The organism is Streptococcus sp. HMSC056C01 (genome assembly GCF_001811305.1).
In the GTDB taxonomy this organism is placed as follows: Bacteria; Bacillota; Bacilli; order Lactobacillales; family Streptococcaceae; genus Streptococcus.
Genome location: NZ_KV804189.1, coordinates 1 through 20,099 on the forward strand (window position 1 = coordinate 1; position 20,099 = coordinate 20,099).

The following is a 20,099-nucleotide window of genomic DNA, read 5'->3' on the forward strand; positions in this document are numbered from 1 at the left end:
GTATTTTAACATTAAACTTTGTAGATGTCAACTTCAGCTCCATCAAAATATAGATAAGAAGGTAGTGTACCAAACATTAAAAAGCCCTGCCATCGAAATGATAGCAGGGCTCAACTTCAATATCCAGATGATATATTTATCTAAAAAAGGTAGAGTTTGGACTGAAATATAGTGAAATGTATTGAAATTGAAAAAAGAAAAAACGCTTGAAATCAGCGTTTTTCTTATGTATTGATTCGTATTGAATGCTTACTTCACTTCTGTAAGGAATACTTAAAATCTATTTTAGTTGTGATAAACCCTATTAAATCAATGTTTATAAGCTATTGATTTGGATAAAACTGTCAGAGGTTGCCAAAAAGGTTGCCATGAATTTTATGAGGTTAGCTCCGCAATTTTATTTAGATAAATATCTACCGCTTGTGTTTGATTTTTAGGGGCAAGCTCGGCATATATGTCCATAGTAGTTTTGATAGACTTATGTCCCATGCGAACCTGTAACTCTTTCCAATTCATACCAGCATTTAACATCATTGAAGCGTGTGTATGACGGAATAAGTGAAAACCATAGTCAGGTAGATCAACTTCCTGTAATCGTCTTTTGAGTGTAGCACGTTCATTCCTATCGCACATATAGTTTCCGTAAATTGTTGGGAAAATCAACTTGCTTTTTGAAAGACCGTTCTTCTTGAAATAAAGATTCATTTCATCATGGAAGTTTTGAAGTTGCTCAATAATTTGGTACGGAACAGCTATTTTTCTATTGCCCGAATCAGATTTAGGAGTATTTTTACAAACAACCTTTCCTTTTAATCCTAACTTAGGGTTTGCATTTTTCCATACAAGAGTTTTAGTGACTAATATTTCAGAACTTTCAAAATCAAGGTCATATATAGTCAAAGCTAATAGCTCATTGATTCTCATTCCTGAAGCAAGTAGACTGTCGCAGATAACTTTAAATCGCCGATTAGCTCTAGTATTAGGTAAAGTATCGACGAAATTTAGCCAGATAGTTAAATCTTCATCATGAAGAACCATAATGCGTTTTTGATTGCTTTTTGGTTTTGGTGGAATCTTGATAGATTGAACAGGATTATATTTGAGTTCAAAATGCGTTATTCCAAAATTAAAAATCTCTCTTAACTTGTGGGCGATTGCTCCAAAATCTTTTGCACTTCCTTTTTTAGCTCGTTTATTACCGGCATCGACAGATTCTTTAGATTTTTGGGCAAGCTCGTTAATCCATTTTTGTATATCGGAAGAAGTGATTTTATCTGGTTGATAGTGTCCGAATTTGGGGAGGATATAGGTGTCTAGATAGTTCCTCACTCGGTTTAGAGTGTTATCTGAGCTGACCCAAGTTTCGTAGTTGGAGAACCACATTTCAGCTAGATCTGACAAGGTAGCAATGCTAAAAGTTTCTTTCCTTGTTGAACCACTTTCTTCCCAATCAATTTTAGCTTGAATAATTTTACGATCTAAGGATCGTAGGGTTTTAGCTGTTACAGTTGTTTTTACAGGTTTTCCAGTCTTTATATCTAAGCCTAGATAGACGCTCTTTACTGAATAACTAATCTCGCCATTATCCTTTACTTTCTTGAGGACGTTTTTGCCTTTATGGGTGATTTTTTCTATATTCATAGTTGCTCTCCTCAATCAATCGAAGAATTGAAAAAAGCTAAAATAGATAGTATCTCACTTTCTTTTTTGATACTTCTATTCTAGCACATTTCACTTTTAGTTGTGGCTTAAAAACTCTAAAACAGTATCAATATGATAGTAAACGGTTCTAGTACCCTCAATAGGTGGTTCTAAACGTTTTAGACCTCTATTTTCCCATGACTTTAATGTGTTAGGGGAAATACTGAGCAAATCTAAAATCTCTTTTTGTGTGTAGATGCATGAACTTCTTTTTTCGCTGTTCAAATTCTTTAGCATTTCAATGATAGTGTGAAGCAGGAGTTCTATTTGCTTCATTTCATGGTAATCTTGTGACATACTATTCTCTCTTTCTTTGCAACAATAATCGAAATATGGCATAATGGTAGTAGAGATTAGCCTTGGCTTATCTCGGAATACTTATTTGCTATTACTTTCTGATTTGGATGGTTTGGAAGTAGTAGCATTTTTTCTTCGATCATTGCTTGGGTTCATAGAACTGTGAAATGCATCCTTTTCGAAGTCATAGTTTAATACACTTGGATTAAACTTATCGAATAGGTATGCAAATTTTTCAATTTGTTCCTTGCTGTATCTATCGAACTCTTCAGGTGTAAATGTAATGGTTTTATACTTGAAGCTATCATCATTTTCTTTAGTTTTGAAATGAAAGATAACCTCAGTAAGTCTCCGTTGTAACTGTTTATAGCTATCAACTTCTCGTTGACCCTCTGCTACCATTAAGTCATAAGCTTGTTTTGGAGTGAAAATTGATGTGATGTGGATTTCATTCCAAAGAGCGATTGTATTTGTGTAACGGGCGTGTAGCTGAATAGGGTAAACATCTGTCACCTTAAGAAATTCTTTGTATGGCATGCCCTTGAATTCATCCATAAAAAGTATAGATTCAGCGCAATATAGGTCAAGCCCACCATTGTCAAAGTCAGTCCAGATATACACATTATCCCGACCATGTTTTTTCTTTAAATCAACTTGCGTGTGCGATTTTCCATCTCCAGACTCTCCCACATGCCAGTATACTGCCATTTCTTTTTCGTCTGGAGTATGAGAAAGTCGATACTGAAAGAAGTGTTCACGAATCATTTTAGAGTATTTACGGAACTCAAAGTTACTCCCCATAATTTCTTCAGGAGTAGCTCCGTTCTCTATTTGTTTCTGAATGTAATCAAATTCACTTCGGTGACCTTGATTTCCAGCTCTAAGCTCACCGTGAATCTTCATAGGTACTACAATAGTATGTGCCTTTTCTTCATGCTCTCCGCTTTTTTCAAGGTAAGCAATGACTTGCTCTCTGGTTCCACGGGTAACTTCTATATGTATAGTGGGATAGAGTTTTTGAAGAGCCGAGAATCGGAAAGCTTGTTTATCTTCAAGCACCATGTGACAATGATGAGTTCCGTTGTCACCGATTTCATAGTTAACAGCGCAGACAACGTTTTCATTTCGTGCAATCCACCGTTCCATTAAGAAATAGACAATTTCCTCGGGGCTGAGAGGTTCATCGGTATCTGGAAGGGACTTGCGAAACTCTTGAATTCTTTTTTTAGTTTTTTCATTGTATGTATCGCTATCAAAAAAATCTGATTTCTTATCGAACAACTTATCAACGTTGTTCAGAACACAACAGAAACTACGAGCGCGAAAGTCAGATGAAACTTTATAATTTGTCATGAATCTTCTCCTTTGTCACTTTCTTATTGTGACAATTTTATATCCAATTATACTAGTTATAGTAATGTTTTAGTTAGTTTGTCATGTTGTCATGAAGTTCGGGGTAATACTAGCCCGAACTTAGCCAGCTAAAGCTGGCGAGGCTGTAAGCTTATCCTTCGCCTGAGGGGCTACGGGCAACAGCCTCCTCGCTTTTTGGTAGTCCTCGATCTAGTAAGCCAGTTATTAAATATGTTGCTTTATCTATATCTTTAATAGTATAGGTTCTAGCTTCAATAACGAACGAACCATCAAACTGAATATTAACTTCGCCTTGGGATTTATTGCGATTAACCTCGTCATCAGGGAACAGCATCTGTTTAGCTTGGGGACTTAATCTTCCAATTGAAATTTTAGAGGAAAAATTTTCCCTTCCACCAGGAGGAAACAAGGAGGAATCCCCTCTTTGACAGACACATATAATGTGATAATTGATCTGTCTTGATAATCGTAACAAATTCCCCATTTTCTGTAAAAACTCCTCTTTGTCAGCTTTTTTGGGAATGCTTTCAACTGTACTTTGATATTCTTCAAATATCAAAAAGAAAGGAGGATATTTTTGGTTAGGATTAAGTCTACGATTTTCAAAAATGCTATAAGCTTGCCGAAAACCATCGTAAACGGAATCACCAAGATACACATTATCTAATTGTCTCCACTGCCAATAGTCTATTCCTTGTTTGTAATCAAGTATCATAATAGAAGCATCATCTGAATGAATTTTTAATATACTTAGTATATATTTAATGAAGTAAGATTTCCCGCTATTTGTTGGTGCGGAAATGAGGAGATGTGGAAAGCGAGTGCAGTTCCATTCAATAGGTTCGTTGCTACTTTCTTTTCTCAGTATATTCAATTTAAGTGTCATCAAATTTCTCCTTCGTCATCGTAGAGGGGTTTAGCCTGACTGTGCTTAAGACGATTTAAATCTTCTTTATAGATTAGATTAATCTTGAGTTTTAAATAAGGTTCTTCCTCTACCATGTTAAACATAACATCAAGGTTATCATTGTAACTACGTACCGTTTGACGTAGCTCCATTTTCCAATCATCAAAGTCTTGTTGAACTGGCATTTTTGATAACCAGAGATAGAAATCTTGTCTCTCTCGTTGTATCCCATTTGGGAAATGAATTGTGTTCAGATATATACTGAGCTTTGAAGCTTGATGTATAAGCTCAGCATGAAAATCTGAATAATAGTTTTGTTCTTCTTGAGAGTCAATAAATAACTTTAACAAATGTTGAATTTGCAAGTTTGTGTTTTTGATAGCTTTCGGAAGTAATTCTTCACGAGGCAATGTATAGACAAGAATAATCATATTAACAAATACAAACCCTGAGTATAGTATTAAAAATATGGATATTAAGTAGAGTACTGACTGTAAAATGTAAATCATTAAAGTTTATCTCCTGTTAAACGCTTCGTTATACTCTAACGTAATATTCAAACGTAACTTATCATCTGTCCACGATTCAAAATCGTAGTAAATTATCATCCCATACGGGTAGCTATTTGTTGTATATGAAACCATATCATATAGTTTTTGAGCATGCTGTTGTTGAGCTGTTGTGATAAAAGGGTTTTCTCTTTGTTTTAATAGCAGAGAGTCTTTTTTTACAGCATAACTAGGAACAAGTGCTTGTAAGTCTAGATATCCTCTGCTCTCATAAGATATATATTCAAACTTACTCACTAGATTCAAACGATCTTCTAGACTTAAGTTAACTAGTTGATCGCTCCCCAGTATTCCTAGCAACTTTTCACACTCTTTGACACATCGATCAAAAGTAATCGAAGGATTTTGTCTGATTGCCTCTTCAAAAATTTTTTTCATTTTTTAAACTCTCCTTGTAATTTTTTTTTGTCAGCACGAAGAAAATTAAGCAGTTGGTGCTCTAGCTCTTTTTAGAATCATACTTATTCCTCTATCGTTGCTTTCTCAGCTTTAATAGATAACGCTGCTCTATTATTAGATAGATAAGCTGAAAATGTTACACGTTGTAATCTTAAATTGATTTTTTCATCTAGATACGGAGTGTATTCTGAAACTGTCGAATTGTTAACTTTTATGATTCTAGTAATATATTTTCCAGAATCATTTCGAAAACCAACATCCAGTTTTACGTTTCCAGTTGCCTGTTTTGTTTCAAAGTCTATTTCTTGACTCAAACCTAGCAAATTTACAGTTATAAGAACTTCTTCACATAAAAGCATTTTTTTTAATTCCTTTCGCCACAATCTTTACATATTACTACTGTGTAGGACTTGTTCAGCAATAATAATTACTACAGAGTATTAGGTTATTTTACATTGGAATCACCACCTTTATAATCATTTTATATTTTTATTTAGATTAAAAACTCGCCAATTTCATAAGATTTTTGAGAAATTTATTATAAGGTTTGACTAATTCACAACTATTATCCCAAAAGAAATAATTATAAGCTTCTATATATCTTCTTTGGAAATGGTTATTTGTAAAAATTTGAAGAACAAATGCTTTATTAATTGTATGTAGAGAAAAAATTCTTTGTAGGGTTCGGCTACTGATAGTTGGATAACCATATTCATTTTCAGGTATTCCAAGATCAGTACGATATTTTCTAAATTCCTCAGAATTATCATACTGCATTAATACATCATAGAATGCATAGTTTTTTGGAGGCTTCCTGGTATAAAATTTACTATAGTATTGAAAAGTGAACCAGATACAAGTTATTTTTGCAAGATAATCAAAATCTTCATTTTTTATTTTCGCGGGAATAACTTTAGGGTTACAACCTATTTCTTTAAATCTTTGTAAATCCATTCTTTTAACCTCTTTATTGCAAGTTTTAGATCGCTGTATAGAACTTATTTCAGAAACATTGATAATAACATTCTAGAATTAATTTTATTACAAACAACGATCTTTTTTTGATTATGTTGCTATTATACATGTTAAAAAAATCACAATATTTTGTATTTCCCCCTCATCCCAATAGCTTTTTTGGTATAATTAATTTATAGTAGTGTATTGGGGAGGGGAATTGATATGCAAAATAATATTTCATGTTTTGAAGTTTTAATAGAATTATATGAAGAAAACAAAGCATTACAAAATGAACTAAGAATTATAGTACATGATATTGAAATTTTAAAACAATATATTTACTATTGGAAAAGTTATAAGTTGTTAAGAGATATAAGAGAAGCATTTATACCTAGGAACTTTTCAAGCTCTAATAAAAGAGGTTTTGTAGAAGATTACTGTGGAGAGAGTAAAAAAACGGATTGGAAAGTTTTTTCAGTTAAGGGAACTACAAAATTTGTAATTTCTTTACTTTTTCAAAAAATTAAAGTTGAGTCAGAAACTATAACTGATATGTTAGAGGGGACAGTAGATGATTTTTTTGAAGACAAAGAATCGGAATTAAGTGAACTATATTTGACTCAGCAAGATCAAGGTTTAATTCGTAGTTGTCTAGCTTTTGCTAATAAATACAAAGCAATAAAAGGTAAAAATACTAGATATAGTATATTTGAGCTCTCTAGTGAGCAACTAGACGATATGAAGTCTTTTTTGCTAAAATTTCTTATGTATTCACAGGATGAAATCGATTTTGATATTGATTATTCAACTCTTGAACAATATCTGAATAAGGCTAATTTTTTAAATATATTAGAAGAATTAACTGTTAGTTTAATTGATTCTAAAAATAGTAGTGAAGAACAAACCAATATTTGGCAAATTATGCTTTTCCTTGCTAAACTACGTATAGCAGTTACAGATTCGGGACCTTTACATCCGAGGGAAATCACTAAAGATAAGGGTAGAAATAATTTTTTAGAATTTTCAACAAAAATGACTCTTAATGAATTAAAATTTGAAACTGAAAAACTACAAAAGGAACTAGAATTATTGTTCGCTCCGCTATTAGATAGTCGTTTTATTTGTAGTAGTTTATATGAGTTCTTTTTTGAATGTCGAGGGAATTTAACAAAATAAAAAGCCAAGTTCAAAAATACTTGGCTTAATTTATTTGCTTTAATATATCTCGGAGAGCTTTTATAGTAGGTTCTCTTTTTTCTGTTGGTAGGTTTCTAATATCTTCAATGAGTTGTGAAAATTCTCCGCTTTGATTTTGATTTTCAATATTAAAAAAAGTATTCATATCAACTTCAAGCGCTTGTATGATTTTTTCAATGGTCTCAAGCTTAACGTTTAACTGTTTATTCTCTAATCTATAGATATAGTTGAATCCCAGATCAGCCTTTTCTGCTAGATATTCTTGTGTCATCCCGCTTTTCAGTCTTAGAAGTCTGATTTGTTTTGCAACAAATTCTCTTAAATTTATTTTTTCAGTCATGATAGTACCTCATAACTATCATACAAGTTTATCCCATTGAATAAATCGCTGTCAAAAGACTGAAATTACAATAAAAATAATATTTAAAAGACTGTAAAATATGGTATAATATTATTCATAAAACAGTCTTTTAAGACATAAAGGAGTTTATACGATGGAATCAAAAACACAAGGTCACGGAACCATCAAAAAATTGCGTACTGGTGCAGTTATTTCAACGCTTGCAATCTCGGCTTTAGGGGTATCTACTGGGGTATCGGCTAGTGAGACTGAAGTTGCAGTTAATGAGCCAGCAACTAGGGTAGTTGCTCAGGACGAGGTAATTGCTAAAGTTCCTACGCAATCGGACGTGGATACGGCTAAGGCTGAATCTGATAAGGCTAATCAGGATGTAGCTAAGCAAAAAGAAGTTGTTGCATCTACTGAAGCAAACATTGCTAATGCTGAAAAGACTATTGCTGATACTACTAAGAAAGTAGAAGAGGCTGAGTCTGTTACACCTGAAAAGGTTGCTGAGGCTAAGGCTGACGCTGATAAAAAAGCCAACGAGCTTGCTACGGCTGAAAAGACTGTAGCTGATGCTGATAAGTCTGTTTCGGCTACTGCTGAAAAGGTTGCTGACCAAACTAAGGTAGTATCTAATGCTGAGAAAACTGCTACTGATATGGCTAATAAGGTAGCTGACGCTCAGAAAAAAGTAGATTCTCTTTCATCTACTACTGATGTTGCTCCCCTTGAAAAAGAGGTAGCTACGCTTACTAACCAAGTTAGTGCTGACACTCAGGCAGTAGAGACTGCTCAGGCTAACCTTGACAATGCTAAAAAGGCTCTAGCCGATAAAGACCAAGCTATAAAAGATGCTCAAACTGGGGTATCTCAAGCTGAATCTAATCTCACTCAAGCTACTACAGCCCTTGCTAATGCTAAAGCTGACCAATCTAACAAAGACGGTGCAGTTACAAATGCTAAATCAGCTCTTGATGTAGCTAAACAAGGTGTTACTGAAACAACCACATCTTCTGAAACAATGTACGATGTTCCTAAGGCAACTTACTCTCCAGCCTTGTCTGATGAGTATATTAAGGCAATTAAAGCCCTAGCTAATGGTACAGGCAATGTTCTTGATGTTATGAAGGCAATCAATAAGCCTTATACTGACGAGAAAACAGGTGTGAGTGCCAATACTCTAGGTGGGTATAACTTTACAGGTAAGTATTTCTACAAAGGTAAAGATATTGCTTATGGTAGTGAAGACACAGATAAAACAGAGATTGTTGATTTCCAACACCTATCTAAAGAGCAAGCGACTAAATTAAGTTTGTATGCAGCATCTATCATTAACGATTTGCGTGCTAAGGTTGGTACTGCACCTCTTAAAGTTAGTGAAAGTTCTGTTGAATTGGCAACTCAGTTTAACCATTATGCAAATCCTTTTGAAAAGGTGACAGATGGTAAGACAAGTCCAAACTATACAAAAACTCTAGCTGAGAAGTTAGCTATGGGTAAAGAATCAGCTAACTTTGACTTGGATGCACTAGGTATTCGAGCAGAGAATATCCCAGATTACGCAGGCAAAGGTACTCTTTCAACTATGGCTCAAATCAAGCAAGTTGTTTATGAGGGTATTGTTCAGACAGTTATGTCTGCAACAAGTACAAGTTCTAGCGAAGATCTATATAGTGGTGCTTTGTCACTTCTAGGTTTCCGTGATACCGATAAAACCAATCTTGGTGTAGGTCTAGGTTTTGGTTATAGTCAGCTTGGGGTAAAATATGAGACTAGTTTCACTCTCTCTCCTACTAAAGAGGTAACTACAACTACCCAGAAGGTAGACGCTAAGGCAGTTGAAACTGCTCAAAAAGCCTATGACGACGCAGTTAAAGCATCTGAAGAAGCTAAATCAGCAGTTCAATCAACCCAAACTGACTACACTAACGCTGAGACAGCTCTTGCTAATGCTCGTAAAAACCTTTCAGATGTAGTAGGCAACAAGATTGATGTTCCAGCTCTTGAAAAGGCTCTTGCTGATGCTGAAGATAAACTAGCGCAGGACACTAAATCTTTGCAAACTGCTAAGGAGTCGCTTGCTCTAGCTAAATCAAACGCTACTGACAAAGCTAAGGCTCTTACTGATGCTAAGTCAGCTCTTGAGACTGCTAAGGCTGAACAATCAGATGCAGACAAGGCTCTTACCTCAGCTAAAGGTGAATTGGAAGTCCTTACTAAGGCTCATGATGTAGCAGTCTTGGCTCGTAAGTCAGCTGGTCAAGACCTTGCTCGTAAACGTGAAGCATCTAAAGAGGCTACTGATACTCATACAGTTCTTGAACTCGCTCTTACACACCGTGATGAAGTCCTTAAAGCTTTAGATAAAGAGCTTACGGATGCTAAATCTAAGCTTGGTGTACTTCGTGCTGAGTTGGAAACTGCTAAGGAAGAGTTGACTCGTCTTGAGGGTATCGCAGAAGCTAAGGCTCGTGGGTATGAGAACTTTAAGCAACTTAAAGCCGACCATGACGCATACCTTGCTGAACAACAACGCTTGCAGGCTTTGAAAGACAAAGAAGATGCAATCCGTAACGCAGGTGGTCAACCTGTTGAAGTTACTGATGCTAACGGTAAGGTAGTTGATGTTGTGGATGCGAAGGCTCAAAATAAGGCTGTAGTTGCGACAGTAGGAACTAAAGACGATAAAACATATCAAGCTCCTGCAAAAGCTACAAATGCAAAAGCAGAATCTAAGAAGCAACTTCCAAATACAGGAACAAAGGAGACGATGCTAGGCTTATTAGGTTTTAGCTTATTAGCAAGTTTAGGATTAGGGTATACCAAAAAGAGCTTAAGAAAGTAAAAAATAAAAAATAAAAAATCTTCTTACTTATTGTAGGAAGATTTTTTTGGATTCCTAAAATTTATTGAAAAGACTGCGCTATTCCAACAATTTTTAGGAATGAAAAAAGTCCTAGAAAATTCTTAGGACTTTACATTCTTCGATTGTTGACTTTCTTTTTTATTTCAAAAAAGGTTGCCAAAAAGGTTGCCATAGAACTGATTTCAAATGATTTGTAATGAAATTCAATGTTTTAAAAATCGCATGAAATCAATGTTTTTCAGTATGTACTGAAATGTAATGAAACCTTATTTAACTTCTGTAAGAGTTAAATAATTGACCTATATCCCCTATATTATCAAGGATTGTAGAGCTTTAAAGTTTAAAGGTAGTGATGAAGGTAGTGATAAAATCAGCTTGCTAGTTCTTCTATCTTGTTTAAGAAAATATCTACTGCTTCAAACTTCTTTTTTGGTGCTAACTCAGCGTAAGTATCCATAGTTGTTGTGATAGACTTGTGCCCCATTCTGTGTTGCAGTTCTTTCCAGTTCATACCAGCATTTAACATCATAGATGCGTGTGTATGACGAAACAGATGAAAGCCATAGTTTGGTAGTCCCAACTCAGTCAACCGCTTTTTAAGCGTTGCACGTTCATTTCTGTCACACATGTAGTTGCCATAGATAGTTGGAAAAATAAGTGAAGATTTTGGCAACTCATACTTTTCAAAATAAGCACCCATCTCCTCATAAAATTCCTTGAGTTTTTCCATAACTGAAAGTGGAACGGGAACCCTACGGTTTCCAGAATCGGTTTTTGCGGTTGGTTTACAAATCATCTCACCTTTGATATCTAGTTTCTTATCTGCACTTTTCCACATTAAGGTTTTGCTGACAAGAATTTCATTTGTTTCAAAATCTAGGTCTGTTATTTCCAATGCCAATAACTCATTTATTCGCAATGCAGATGCTAATAGCGTGTTACAAATAACTTTAAAGCGTCTATTTGCTCTTGTATTTGGTAAGGTTTCAAGATAGGACAACCAGTGTTTCAAATCGTCATCATGAAGTACCATAATACGTTCTTTGCTCGCTTTGGGTTTTGGAGGAATTTTAATTGATTTGGCTGGGTTAGTATTCAATCCACAATTTGTAATGCCAAAATCAAAAATATCACGAACTTTGTGAGCTATTGCACCAAAATCTCTTGCACTGCCTTTTGGGGCACGTTTTACACCGGAATCAACAGCTTTCTTTGCTTTTCTAGATAGCTTATTTATCCAAAGTTGAATATCAGCAGGTTTGATTTGATCAGGTTTATAATCCCCAAATTGAGGAAGAATGTATGTATCAAGATAGCCTCTAACTCGATTTATAGTATTTTGAGAGGAAACCCATACTTTGAAATTATCGAACCAAACCTCAGCCAAATTTTCAAAATTATCTATTTGGATACTTTGTTTTATAGTAAAACCAGCACTTTCAAACTGAATTCTTGCTTCAATAATTTTTCTATCTAAGGCTTTTAATGTTTTAGCGGTGATAGTTTTTGTTATGCGTTTTCCAGTCTTTGTATCAGTTCCAATATAAACACCCTTTACGGAGTAACTAACATCACCATTTTGCTTGGTAATTTTAGTTATTTTTTTGTTGTTGTGTTGAATGATTTCTTTACTCATATTAGCCTCTTTCTTCGGACAATTAAAAGGCTAGAATAGAACCCTCACATTCTTTATTTGATAGTTCTATTCTAGCATACTTAAAGTTAAATAGTCAAAAAGTCAATGACGTCTTTCATCTTGTAAAAAACAGTACGTGTTCCTTCAATTGGTGGCTCAAGGCGCTTTAACCCTTTGCTTTCCCATGATTTCAACGTATTAGGAGAAATCTGTAAGATTTTCAATAGTTCTTTCTGTGTGACTATCCCATAAGAATCATTGCTTTGTAATTTTTGTTGAAGAATAGTAATGAGTGTATGTAGTAGGTTTTCAATTTGGTCTAATTTCGTCATGTTCATCAGTTTTATCCTTTCTTTTCTAATTTTGACTGACAGGTGCTTTGGTTGCTATACCTTCGTGAATCCAAATATTTGGCAAAAAAGTAAGTTTTGTCTACAATAAGCCTTAATAAGGTAGGATTTTCTTCTCTCGCATATCTAACCAAATGATTAAACTCGGTGAAATTCTTCTTATCTATCACGTCAATAATAGTTGATAGAAAATCATCGTTGTTATTGTTTATGAGGAATTTGTCTAATTCAAATCCGCATCCTATTTCTATATCATCAATTTTGTATTGAGTCTTTTCAGGATTCTCCGCATGGACAAAGTAGTCATACATCCCTTTTGGAGACATAATAGGTTCTACATGAGCAGGTCCCTTTAATTTATCCTTGATGAGTTCAGATACTTGATTATAGCTTTTAAGCGAATCAAAGAAAAAGGCTCCATGTTTATGAGCTTTCTTAAGTTCCCCTGTTTTTCGATTGATATCTCTATCATGCCAAGGTGATAAGATAAAGGGGATATGAAAACCTTCAAGGATTTCCAAATAGTTTTCTGGGGCGCTCTCTCTGTAGAAAAGAAAAGCCCATTTATTAGAACGTTGTTCTTTTGCCATATTCAATATGTCTCGCTTTCAAATTGTATTTCTATCTATAAGGAGATTTAGAGGGGTGTCTTCGGAATGTGGAACATGATTTATTTGATTTTTGGTGATTATTGATTATTGGACTAACGGGGTCGTAGTAACCCGTTAGTCCATATACCAAGCAGAAGGGCGCTAGGTGGCGCTCACTTCGTGCGCCAAAGCGCCCTTCCAATCAATTGCGTCTTGTTCCGATAAAGTAGAAGGCCATACCCTTTCTTTCAGGCCGTGAAAAATAATAGTCTGGATTGCGACTAGAAATTTCTTCACTGATGATTGTTTCCAAATCTTTTAGAATTCTAATAGCTTGTTGAGATTTGGGAACAGGAATAATCAAGGTTGCACTTCCCTCTCTTATATCTACAACTACTTTCTGAATCGCTTTATTGAACTGCTTGTTGATGGGGTTGTATCTCTTTATGTTTCCTTGCTCTCCTGTGCCTACAGATTCCGAGTGTTCTCTTTGAATCAGAAAAAGACGAAGAGAAAAGGTCTGTATGATGGATTTAAAGAGGTTAACTATTCTGTCTTCACTCTGGCGTATCTTAATTTCATAGCCAAATAATCCAAAGAATAAGAGAAGGGACAAGAAAGAGATAGATGAGCTGATAAAGTGAAGCAAGTGCAGGAAATCAAACAGAGATGTGAAATAAATACTGTTTTCCAAGGGATTCATTCCAAGCCTCAATAAGATTGAAATAAGCATAGATAGGATTCCTATTATAAAAAGGGTGGTTGCTGGATGAATGGTTTTTTGAAAATTCGTTTTTATCATAGTCTATAAAATTCCTTTCGTAGTGTAATAGGTGGGGCAGAGGAGGGGGAGAACTTGATAAGGATGTTCGTTATCAATGATTTGAATTAAGCCAGTTCCTTTGCCGATTGGAATAACAATGCCTTCTGGGTCAAGGTCGGGAAACAAAAATTGTGTGGTCTTTTTATTAATGTTTCCAATTTGTATAAGAACGTTTAATTGTTCTCGAACAGAAACTGGTATGGTAGTATGATCAAAGCGTTGACTGACAAGAAGTAAATGAACTCGTGTGGCTCTCCCTAGTAATGCAATTTGAGACAATAAAGAGAAGAAGGAATCCTTGATATTTTTATTGACTCCCTCAGACAAGGCGAGCACTTCATCAATAACGATTGTCATATGTTTAAATTCATGACGTGGATTTTCAAAGAGAATCCTTTGGCGTTTATGAATAATAGACAGACACTGACTTAAACTTTCATTTATTTCTGACACAAAATCAGATTTAGAACGGTTTTCGTGTGGATGAATGACGGGAATTTGGTATTCTCTTGCCCATCGTGAAGGAGTATCGAATTTTGGGTCAACGATAATCAAATCAGAAATATTTTTTAATACGCTTAACAAATACGTCAAAGCATAACTTTTCCCACTTCCTGAGTTACCAGCAATTGCGATAGATGTTACCTTATCATAGTTAATGACTAGATTCTTCATTACAGGAATATCATTCCCCCTTAAAGATGATGTAAACTGTTCAAGGTCTGAAATCACTAGACGTTGAGAAATTCCCTTCTTCCACGGAAAAAATAAGCCTCGCTGAACATGAATATCCTCTGTCTTTAATGCAATAAAGTAAGCAGAATTTTGCTTTAACAAAGTATATTCTGGATATAAGGAGGCATTTGCGATTAGAAAAACCTTCTGATATAAGTCATCATCAATAATAAAGCCACAAGGAAGGCGTGGAATAAAGATAAATCCATCTTCTTTAACTGCAATATCGAATGAGTTGGTATAAGATGTTTCACCTTGAAGAACAGAGCCTAAACCCATGTTCAGACTCTGCAACAAGTATTGTTCCAACTCTCTTTTTGTGAGAGAATGAACCATTATTTTACCTCTTTTAATTTATCTGCTTTGAAGTAAACATTATAGTTTACTTCACATGCCATTAGATTTTCAAAGGAAACCAAAGACAGATAGTCTGGTAGGTCAGGTGCTTCTGAAAATTTAACTTGGAAAGGCGGGAGCCCTTTTTGTCCGAACCAAGCCTTGTAAGCAACAATTTCACCGGTTGGCTTTCCATCCTCGAATTTTTGTTGTGGCTCAAGCTCATCACTGAGCAAGTGAATAGGTGCTTGAAGATTCACGTATTGTTCTGCTGTTTGATTTGAGTATCCGCCTTTGCGTTTTTGTGGTTTGATTTTCATATGGTTTTACCTTTCTATATGAAGATTAAAAATTGAAAAGGGACAAGCTCGGTTTCCTGTCATGAGCTGGACAGTTTTTTATTTATTCTTCAAGTTTTTCCCTCAGAAGTTTGAGTGATTTTTCTAGCCTTCTTTTGACTGTTTTGTCACTGAGGTGAACTTCTCTAGCTAATTGAGTGAACTTCTTATCTTCAAAGAAGTAACCAAAGATAATGGTTTGTTCGATGTCGTCGAACTCGTCAATTGTCTGATAGATAATCTTCATATCTTCTTCATAAATGAGTGATTCAAGAGGATTGGAGTGTCTGGAATTGTCAGGTAGAAAGTCAAGCATTTCTTTCTTCTTATAGGTGAAATTGATGCTGAGTTTTCCATGATACCTGTCTCTTCTTTCTGCGTTTTCGAGTGGTAATGATAGAAGATGGACAACTCTTTTCCAGTTGCCACACTCAATCGCTTCCTTAATTTCTTTTTCTCTGCGGATAGCGACCTTGTCAGGTTTGGGTTGTTTTGAATTTTTTTTGGCCATAATTCTTTACCTTCCTTTTGGACAAAAATAGTGAAAGGATTCTTGCTCGGTTTAACATCATGAGCTGGATGGTTGTTCTTGTTTATAAGGAGATTTTTTGAGTGTTCTCGGACAAAAAAGTGAAAAAAGTTTAGAAAAAACAAAAATCCCCCACAGCACTTGTGTGGGGGGAGGGTAAAGATTTGTAACTGAAATTTAACTTGACAGAATCTTGATTTTGGAGTATAATTCCCTTTAGGGAATAAACAATTGAAAATAAATTTTTATGAATAAATTGGTGTTTGAGGTGAAACCTCATTTTAAAAAGATTCGTGTACACGAATCTTTTAGGGAACTTTATACGAATATCAATATATTAACAAAGTAGAATAAAAACAAAAAAAGCCATCCTAAGCTCTGTTCATCGAGAGAACTTGGGATGGCTTTAAATGTTGGTAAAATGTAAAGATTCGAAAAATAAGACCTCCTATCGCAACCATGCAAAAAAGTAACGGTAAATCCGTTGCTTTTTTTGGAAATAAGGGACTATTGTCCCAGACTCTTTAGTTTTAGTATTGCTTTTGTTTCAATGTCAATAAGTGTGTTCTTTTTGAATCAGTAACTATTCCAATTTATCTATCTCGAAATATATAAAATCCCTTTGTAATACTATAAAAAATAACTAACAAAGAAATAACTATAAGACTCGGTTGCCAGAAACCTGATATATCTACTACACTTTGGCCTAAAAGTTGGCCAATAAAGCTAACTAAAATTAAAATAATTAAATTGAAAATTACTGATACTAATAAAATTAGCACCGAATGTATTATTGCCTCGCCTATACGTATTTTAAAAAGTTGTAATCTTGACACTCCTAGTGTCTTTAACTGTTTAATGTCTTCAATATCTTTATTTGAAGATAAAATTGTAAGAGAAATAGAACTAGTAATAATCAGAATAATTGGAGCAGACAGATAAGCAATAAAGGAAGCTCTTGCTTCGAGTACACCGTTTGCTGTATTCATGAATGAATACATATTTTGGGTGTAAAGAATAAATCCAGAAATGAGAGTTACTCCCATGCTCATTGAAGTTTGTATACTTTTCAAATAACTAGGATTGGATAGTAGATTCCAAAAGCCTGTATTGATTACATAATTTTCAGTTGGAAATATCCTCATTAAAAATTTTATTAGAAACACTTGAATTGAGGGAGATAGTGATTGAATAATAAGGATGTGAATAATTAATAAAAATAATATTATGCTTGACTGTGTTGAAATTATTTCTTTATTTCTGCTAAAACCTGCTGAAACAATCAAACCTATACATAGTAACCATAGGATTAAACGAACAGAGATGTTAATAAAACCAGTTACTGTAACTTTTCTTTTTTTCTTTTTTGGTTTTAATATTGATGATATTTTAAGTATTCGACTTGAATAAAAGTAAGCCCCTATCCCGACAATTGTTGGGACTATAAAAACACTTAATAAAATTGATTGAATGTTAGCTGTAATAACTAAATCAGGTAACTCATCTCTTCCTAATAAATTTTGTAAAAATTTGTAGTAACTATCTGCCATGATAAATGAAAGTATTGTACCAATACTACTAACAATCACTGCCATTAAATAAAACTGTCCAGATACTAATAAAGATAGCTGAGTTCTGCTTGCGCCTAGGGTAGCCCATAATTGGTAATCCTTTTTAAAGATATCTATTAGCAGTCTTATATTATTTGAAATAAGGAAAAATAGAGTAGTCCCTCCAAAAACTATTAGCATTTGAAAAAGTTGTGAAGCGTTAATATTAGCAGTCTTTATTGCACTAGCAATACCAAATAAAGATGTTCCAACAATCAGGCTAGATACAAATAGTAATGGTATTGTTCCTAACCATTGTCTTTTTGAGTACTGAAATTGGTAAATGATTAATTTTAGCATAATAAATCCTCCTCAAATTAATCTTTACTACTTTCAAGTGCTTGGTAGAGCTCCTCAGCTGAAGGTTTAATAATTTGTCGAGATATTTTTCCGTCTTTTAAAATGAGTGCTCTGTCAGTTTTTGAAGCCAACTCAATATCATGAGTGACCATAAGAACACATTTTCCTTGACTCGCTAAATTACGAAGTGTTTCAAAAATAAGTTTTCTTGAGACGCTGTCCAGAGCTCCTGTTGGCTCATCAGCAAAAATAATTTTACTATCAGCTATTATTGCACGAGTAATAGCCACTTTTTGCTGTTCTCCACCTGATAAGGTAGCAACTAATGATGATAGTTCTGCTTTAAAATTCAAACTATCCAACATTTTTTTTACTTTATTACTATCAACACTCTTTCCTGAGAGTCTCAGAGGAAGTGTAACATTTTCTAGTACAGGTAGAGCGGGTACCAGATTATAGTTTTGAAAAATAATTGCAATATCTTGCCTTCTAAATTTAGCAAGCTTCCCTTCTTTTAAGGTATATGGATTTATACCATTGATAACAACTTCGCCACTTGTTGGTTCAGATAAACTTGATAAGCAACTTAGCAAAGTAGACTTTCCAGAACCACTGACACCAAGTATTGATACAAACTCCCCATAATTGACAGATAAAGAAACATCTTTCAAAATAGAGACAGTTTTGTCTTGCCCTAACAAAAATTCTTTTGAAAGGTTTGAGACTTTAACAGCTACATTATTAACCATAATAAATCCTCCTGATTCCAGTGTCATCTTTGATTTTATTATATAAATTGGAATTCTATTAATATCAAGTAAGTAACTTATGAAACGAATTTTTAATGGATAAAATTTCTTTTTTATCTGGAACTCGAATAAAGGTCTTTAGCGAACTAAGAATTTTTTTCTATTACTATAATAGTATCATAAAAGAGGTTTAATTGAAAGCGTAATCATAACTCTATTAAGAGGTACAGCTATTCTATACAAAATTTAAACATAAAACTTAGATATACTTAATAAATGAGAATTAAAGTTAGCTATAACGAAAATATTAACATATGTAAAAAGTTTTTGATACAACAGAGTTACCAAAAAGTTACAAAAATTTGAAAAATGAGTCTATTTTGCAAGATTCAAAAGTCCTAAAACCTTATTAAATCAAGGATATAAGATTTAAAAGGTGTATTCATAGAACTCAAAATCCAGTGTCCGCAAGGACGTGCCGGTTCGACCCTGGAGACTGGCGAGTCATCGAGTGTTGTAATGTTGGTACTCGGTGCAATTCTTGGAGTATTTGGACTTGTAACAGTACGTAGAAAGAACTAGAATAATAAAAAATCTTCTTATTATAAAATAAGAAGATTTTTGTTAAAATATATACTATAAGATAGAAACAATATGAGGGTTAAAAAATGAGAACTCCTAAGAGATATACTGATTTAATTAAGAATAAAAAAATAACAAATCAAATTATTGCAGAATGTATATATTCTGTTAATAAAAGAGCAAAAAACTATCGAGATAAAATAAAAGATTATAAGCAAGGTGGGTTCTATAAATACAAAGAAGATAATATTGAAAATGCAAAGGAACAAAAAGAAAAATACTATAGTATGAAAGAAGATTTATTATTAAACTTCAGCCCCAAACTAATTCATAAAAAGTATGACGGGGAAAAAATACAACGAGTATATAGTTATCAAAAAAATTATACAAAACTATATAATGAAAAAATAAACGATATTATTAAGGAAAATAGTTACTATGACTATGATAGAAATAAGGAAGTTGATTTTTTTGATTATAGCTTGGGTGAGAAAAAATATCTTTATTTCTTGTATTATGAAATTGGTGAATATAGTTTTCATACCCCAATTACAGAAGAAAGAGTAGAAAAAAATACTCAATTAGAAATCAAAGAAATAGATGAGAATTTTCAAACTCATGGAGCTGATATAGTAGATTTACTTTCAACTCAGTTTGTTCAAAAAGTAATAGATTTATTAGATAGTGGAGATTATACAATCATAGAATAATTAAAAAATCTTCTTACATATGTAGGAAGATTTTTTGGATTCCACAAATTTTAGAAAAGATTACTCTATTTCAAAAATTTTTAGGAATGAAAATACAAAAAAAGAGAAACCTCATAATGAAGTTTCTCTTACTTTTAATCGTCCGAATCCGTATTCTTATTTCAAAAAAAGGTAGTGAAAAAGGTAGTGATTCGGTTG

At 33.8% G+C, this 20,099-nt stretch carries 23 protein-coding genes; 5 read left to right on the forward strand and 18 right to left on the reverse strand.

Annotated features, from left to right (window positions below; genetic code table 11):
• A partial coding sequence (locus HMPREF2795_RS10845) for a FanG protein (RefSeq protein WP_075228101.1) occupies positions 1–172 on the forward strand: 172 nt, incomplete at its 5' end.
• Positions 173–375: 203 nt separating this feature from the next.
• Here the strand turns inward: HMPREF2795_RS10845 and HMPREF2795_RS02035 are convergent.
• The 8 genes from HMPREF2795_RS02035 to HMPREF2795_RS02070 all read right to left on the reverse strand — a co-directional run bounded on the left by HMPREF2795_RS02035 (position 376) and on the right by HMPREF2795_RS02070 (position 6,201).
• Positions 376–1,641, reverse strand: coding sequence for a tyrosine-type recombinase/integrase (locus HMPREF2795_RS02035; RefSeq protein WP_075228102.1), 1,266 nt, complete (start codon positions 1,639–1,641; stop codon positions 376–378).
• 96 nt (positions 1,642–1,737) lie between these two features.
• Positions 1,738–1,998: a MerR family transcriptional regulator gene (locus HMPREF2795_RS02040; RefSeq protein WP_075228103.1), complete on the reverse strand. Its 261-nt coding sequence runs from the start codon at positions 1,996–1,998 to the stop codon at positions 1,738–1,740.
• Between the two features lie 81 nt (positions 1,999–2,079).
• Complete coding sequence (locus tag HMPREF2795_RS02045; protein ID WP_075228104.1) at positions 2,080–3,351, reverse strand: replication protein RepA; 1,272 nt, start codon at positions 3,349–3,351, stop codon at positions 2,080–2,082.
• A 151-nt stretch (positions 3,352–3,502) separates the two neighbouring features.
• Positions 3,503–4,258, reverse strand: a complete 756-nt coding sequence (locus tag HMPREF2795_RS02050; protein WP_075228105.1) for a helicase HerA domain-containing protein — start codon at positions 4,256–4,258, stop codon at positions 3,503–3,505.
• The gene (locus HMPREF2795_RS02055) at positions 4,258–4,788 is read right to left on the reverse strand and encodes a hypothetical protein (protein ID WP_075228106.1); all 531 of its coding nucleotides are present in this window, start codon (positions 4,786–4,788) and stop codon (positions 4,258–4,260) included. The genes HMPREF2795_RS02050 and HMPREF2795_RS02055 overlap by 1 nt, the downstream gene beginning before the upstream one ends.
• 6 nt (positions 4,789–4,794) lie before the next feature.
• Positions 4,795–5,226 (reverse strand): hypothetical protein, encoded by a 432-nt coding sequence (locus tag HMPREF2795_RS02060; RefSeq protein ID WP_075228107.1) that lies wholly within the window; start codon positions 5,224–5,226, stop codon positions 4,795–4,797.
• Positions 5,227–5,309: 83 nt separating this feature from the next.
• Complete coding sequence (locus tag HMPREF2795_RS02065; RefSeq protein WP_261675604.1) at positions 5,310–5,630, reverse strand: hypothetical protein; 321 nt, start codon at positions 5,628–5,630, stop codon at positions 5,310–5,312.
• Between the two features lie 115 nt (positions 5,631–5,745).
• Positions 5,746–6,201, reverse strand: a complete 456-nt coding sequence (locus tag HMPREF2795_RS02070) for a hypothetical protein (protein ID WP_075228109.1) — start codon at positions 6,199–6,201, stop codon at positions 5,746–5,748.
• A gap of 225 nt (positions 6,202–6,426) precedes the next feature.
• Between HMPREF2795_RS02070 and HMPREF2795_RS02075 the strand changes: the two genes are divergently transcribed.
• On the forward strand, positions 6,427–7,380 hold the full coding sequence (locus tag HMPREF2795_RS02075; protein ID WP_075228110.1) for a hypothetical protein: 954 nt from the start codon (positions 6,427–6,429) through the stop codon (positions 7,378–7,380).
• A gap of 25 nt (positions 7,381–7,405) precedes the next feature.
• On the opposite strand, the gene HMPREF2795_RS02080 is transcribed toward HMPREF2795_RS02075, so the two are convergent.
• Complete coding sequence (locus HMPREF2795_RS02080) at positions 7,406–7,741, reverse strand: helix-turn-helix domain-containing protein (protein ID WP_047206714.1); 336 nt, start codon at positions 7,739–7,741, stop codon at positions 7,406–7,408.
• 154 nt (positions 7,742–7,895) lie between these two features.
• Between HMPREF2795_RS02080 and HMPREF2795_RS02085 the strand changes: the two genes are divergently transcribed.
• Positions 7,896–10,592 carry an SEC10/PgrA surface exclusion domain-containing protein gene (locus HMPREF2795_RS02085; RefSeq protein WP_075228111.1) on the forward strand — a complete coding sequence of 899 codons (2,697 nt, stop codon included), beginning with the start codon at positions 7,896–7,898 and terminating at the stop codon, positions 10,590–10,592.
• Between the two features lie 391 nt (positions 10,593–10,983).
• On the opposite strand, the gene HMPREF2795_RS02090 is transcribed toward HMPREF2795_RS02085, so the two are convergent.
• The 9 genes from HMPREF2795_RS02090 to HMPREF2795_RS02130 form a co-directional block, all read right to left on the reverse strand.
• Positions 10,984–12,249: a tyrosine-type recombinase/integrase gene (locus tag HMPREF2795_RS02090; RefSeq protein ID WP_075228112.1), complete on the reverse strand. Its 1,266-nt coding sequence runs from the start codon at positions 12,247–12,249 to the stop codon at positions 10,984–10,986.
• 86 nt (positions 12,250–12,335) lie between these two features.
• Positions 12,336–12,587 carry a MerR family transcriptional regulator gene (locus tag HMPREF2795_RS02095; protein ID WP_075228113.1) on the reverse strand — a complete coding sequence of 84 codons (252 nt, stop codon included), beginning with the start codon at positions 12,585–12,587 and terminating at the stop codon, positions 12,336–12,338.
• A gap of 5 nt (positions 12,588–12,592) precedes the next feature.
• On the reverse strand, positions 12,593–13,189 hold the full coding sequence (locus HMPREF2795_RS02100) for a replication protein (protein ID WP_075228114.1): 597 nt from the start codon (positions 13,187–13,189) through the stop codon (positions 12,593–12,595).
• 202 nt (positions 13,190–13,391) lie between these two features.
• Positions 13,392–13,922, reverse strand: coding sequence for a hypothetical protein (locus HMPREF2795_RS02105; protein WP_231069251.1), 531 nt, complete (start codon positions 13,920–13,922; stop codon positions 13,392–13,394).
• A 72-nt stretch (positions 13,923–13,994) separates the two neighbouring features.
• On the reverse strand, positions 13,995–15,083 hold the full coding sequence (locus HMPREF2795_RS02110) for a cell division protein FtsK (RefSeq protein ID WP_075228115.1): 1,089 nt from the start codon (positions 15,081–15,083) through the stop codon (positions 13,995–13,997).
• The gene (locus HMPREF2795_RS02115) at positions 15,083–15,397 is read right to left on the reverse strand and encodes a hypothetical protein (protein WP_186822895.1); all 315 of its coding nucleotides are present in this window, start codon (positions 15,395–15,397) and stop codon (positions 15,083–15,085) included. The genes HMPREF2795_RS02110 and HMPREF2795_RS02115 overlap by 1 nt, the downstream gene beginning before the upstream one ends.
• A gap of 88 nt (positions 15,398–15,485) precedes the next feature.
• On the reverse strand, positions 15,486–15,932 hold the full coding sequence (locus HMPREF2795_RS02120; protein WP_075228116.1) for a sigma-70 family RNA polymerase sigma factor: 447 nt from the start codon (positions 15,930–15,932) through the stop codon (positions 15,486–15,488).
• A 611-nt stretch (positions 15,933–16,543) separates the two neighbouring features.
• Positions 16,544–17,860 carry an FtsX-like permease family protein gene (locus HMPREF2795_RS02125; RefSeq protein ID WP_075228117.1) on the reverse strand — a complete coding sequence of 439 codons (1,317 nt, stop codon included), beginning with the start codon at positions 17,858–17,860 and terminating at the stop codon, positions 16,544–16,546.
• Positions 17,861–17,877: 17 nt separating this feature from the next.
• Positions 17,878–18,609: an ABC transporter ATP-binding protein gene (locus HMPREF2795_RS02130; RefSeq protein WP_075228118.1), complete on the reverse strand. Its 732-nt coding sequence runs from the start codon at positions 18,607–18,609 to the stop codon at positions 17,878–17,880.
• A gap of 489 nt (positions 18,610–19,098) precedes the next feature.
• Between HMPREF2795_RS02130 and HMPREF2795_RS11060 the strand changes: the two genes are divergently transcribed.
• Positions 19,099–19,191: an LPXTG cell wall anchor domain-containing protein gene (locus tag HMPREF2795_RS11060; protein WP_398578195.1), complete on the forward strand. Its 93-nt coding sequence runs from the start codon at positions 19,099–19,101 to the stop codon at positions 19,189–19,191.
• 86 nt (positions 19,192–19,277) lie between these two features.
• Complete coding sequence (locus tag HMPREF2795_RS02135; RefSeq protein WP_075228119.1) at positions 19,278–19,901, forward strand: hypothetical protein; 624 nt, start codon at positions 19,278–19,280, stop codon at positions 19,899–19,901.
• Positions 19,902–20,099 lie beyond the last annotated feature (198 nt).

What these genes read in the sequence shown, in the direction of transcription:
- HMPREF2795_RS02040 (WP_075228103.1), bottom strand. Translation starts at nt 1,998, where the DNA reads ATGTCACAAGATTACCATGAAATGAAGCAAATAGAACTCCTGCTTCAC.
- HMPREF2795_RS02035 (WP_075228102.1), bottom strand. Translation starts at nt 1,641, where the DNA reads ATGAATATAGAAAAAATCACCCATAAAGGCAAAAACGTCCTCAAGAAA.
- HMPREF2795_RS02110 (WP_075228115.1), bottom strand. Translation starts at nt 15,083, where the DNA reads ATGGTTCATTCTCTCACAAAAAGAGAGTTGGAACAATACTTGTTGCAG.
- HMPREF2795_RS02100 (WP_075228114.1), bottom strand. Translation starts at nt 13,189, where the DNA reads ATGGCAAAAGAACAACGTTCTAATAAATGGGCTTTTCTTTTCTACAGA.
- HMPREF2795_RS02070 (WP_075228109.1), bottom strand. Translation starts at nt 6,201, where the DNA reads ATGGATTTACAAAGATTTAAAGAAATAGGTTGTAACCCTAAAGTTATT.
- HMPREF2795_RS02090 (WP_075228112.1), bottom strand. Translation starts at nt 12,249, where the DNA reads ATGAGTAAAGAAATCATTCAACACAACAACAAAAAAATAACTAAAATT.
- HMPREF2795_RS02075 (WP_075228110.1), top strand. Translation starts at nt 6,427, where the DNA reads ATGCAAAATAATATTTCATGTTTTGAAGTTTTAATAGAATTATATGAA.
- HMPREF2795_RS02060 (WP_075228107.1), bottom strand. Translation starts at nt 5,226, where the DNA reads ATGAAAAAAATTTTTGAAGAGGCAATCAGACAAAATCCTTCGATTACT.
- HMPREF2795_RS02045 (WP_075228104.1), bottom strand. Translation starts at nt 3,351, where the DNA reads ATGACAAATTATAAAGTTTCATCTGACTTTCGCGCTCGTAGTTTCTGT.
- HMPREF2795_RS02105 (WP_231069251.1), bottom strand. Translation starts at nt 13,922, where the DNA reads ATGCTTATTTCAATCTTATTGAGGCTTGGAATGAATCCCTTGGAAAAC.
- HMPREF2795_RS02125 (WP_075228117.1), bottom strand. Translation starts at nt 17,860, where the DNA reads ATGCTAAAATTAATCATTTACCAATTTCAGTACTCAAAAAGACAATGG.
- HMPREF2795_RS02085 (WP_075228111.1), top strand. Translation starts at nt 7,896, where the DNA reads ATGGAATCAAAAACACAAGGTCACGGAACCATCAAAAAATTGCGTACT.
- HMPREF2795_RS02050 (WP_075228105.1), bottom strand. Translation starts at nt 4,258, where the DNA reads ATGACACTTAAATTGAATATACTGAGAAAAGAAAGTAGCAACGAACCT.
- HMPREF2795_RS02095 (WP_075228113.1), bottom strand. Translation starts at nt 12,587, where the DNA reads ATGAACATGACGAAATTAGACCAAATTGAAAACCTACTACATACACTC.
- HMPREF2795_RS02130 (WP_075228118.1), bottom strand. Translation starts at nt 18,609, where the DNA reads ATGGTTAATAATGTAGCTGTTAAAGTCTCAAACCTTTCAAAAGAATTT.
- HMPREF2795_RS02080 (WP_047206714.1), bottom strand. Translation starts at nt 7,741, where the DNA reads ATGACTGAAAAAATAAATTTAAGAGAATTTGTTGCAAAACAAATCAGA.
- HMPREF2795_RS02120 (WP_075228116.1), bottom strand. Translation starts at nt 15,932, where the DNA reads ATGGCCAAAAAAAATTCAAAACAACCCAAACCTGACAAGGTCGCTATC.
- HMPREF2795_RS02055 (WP_075228106.1), bottom strand. Translation starts at nt 4,788, where the DNA reads ATGATTTACATTTTACAGTCAGTACTCTACTTAATATCCATATTTTTA.
- HMPREF2795_RS02135 (WP_075228119.1), top strand. Translation starts at nt 19,278, where the DNA reads ATGAGAACTCCTAAGAGATATACTGATTTAATTAAGAATAAAAAAATA.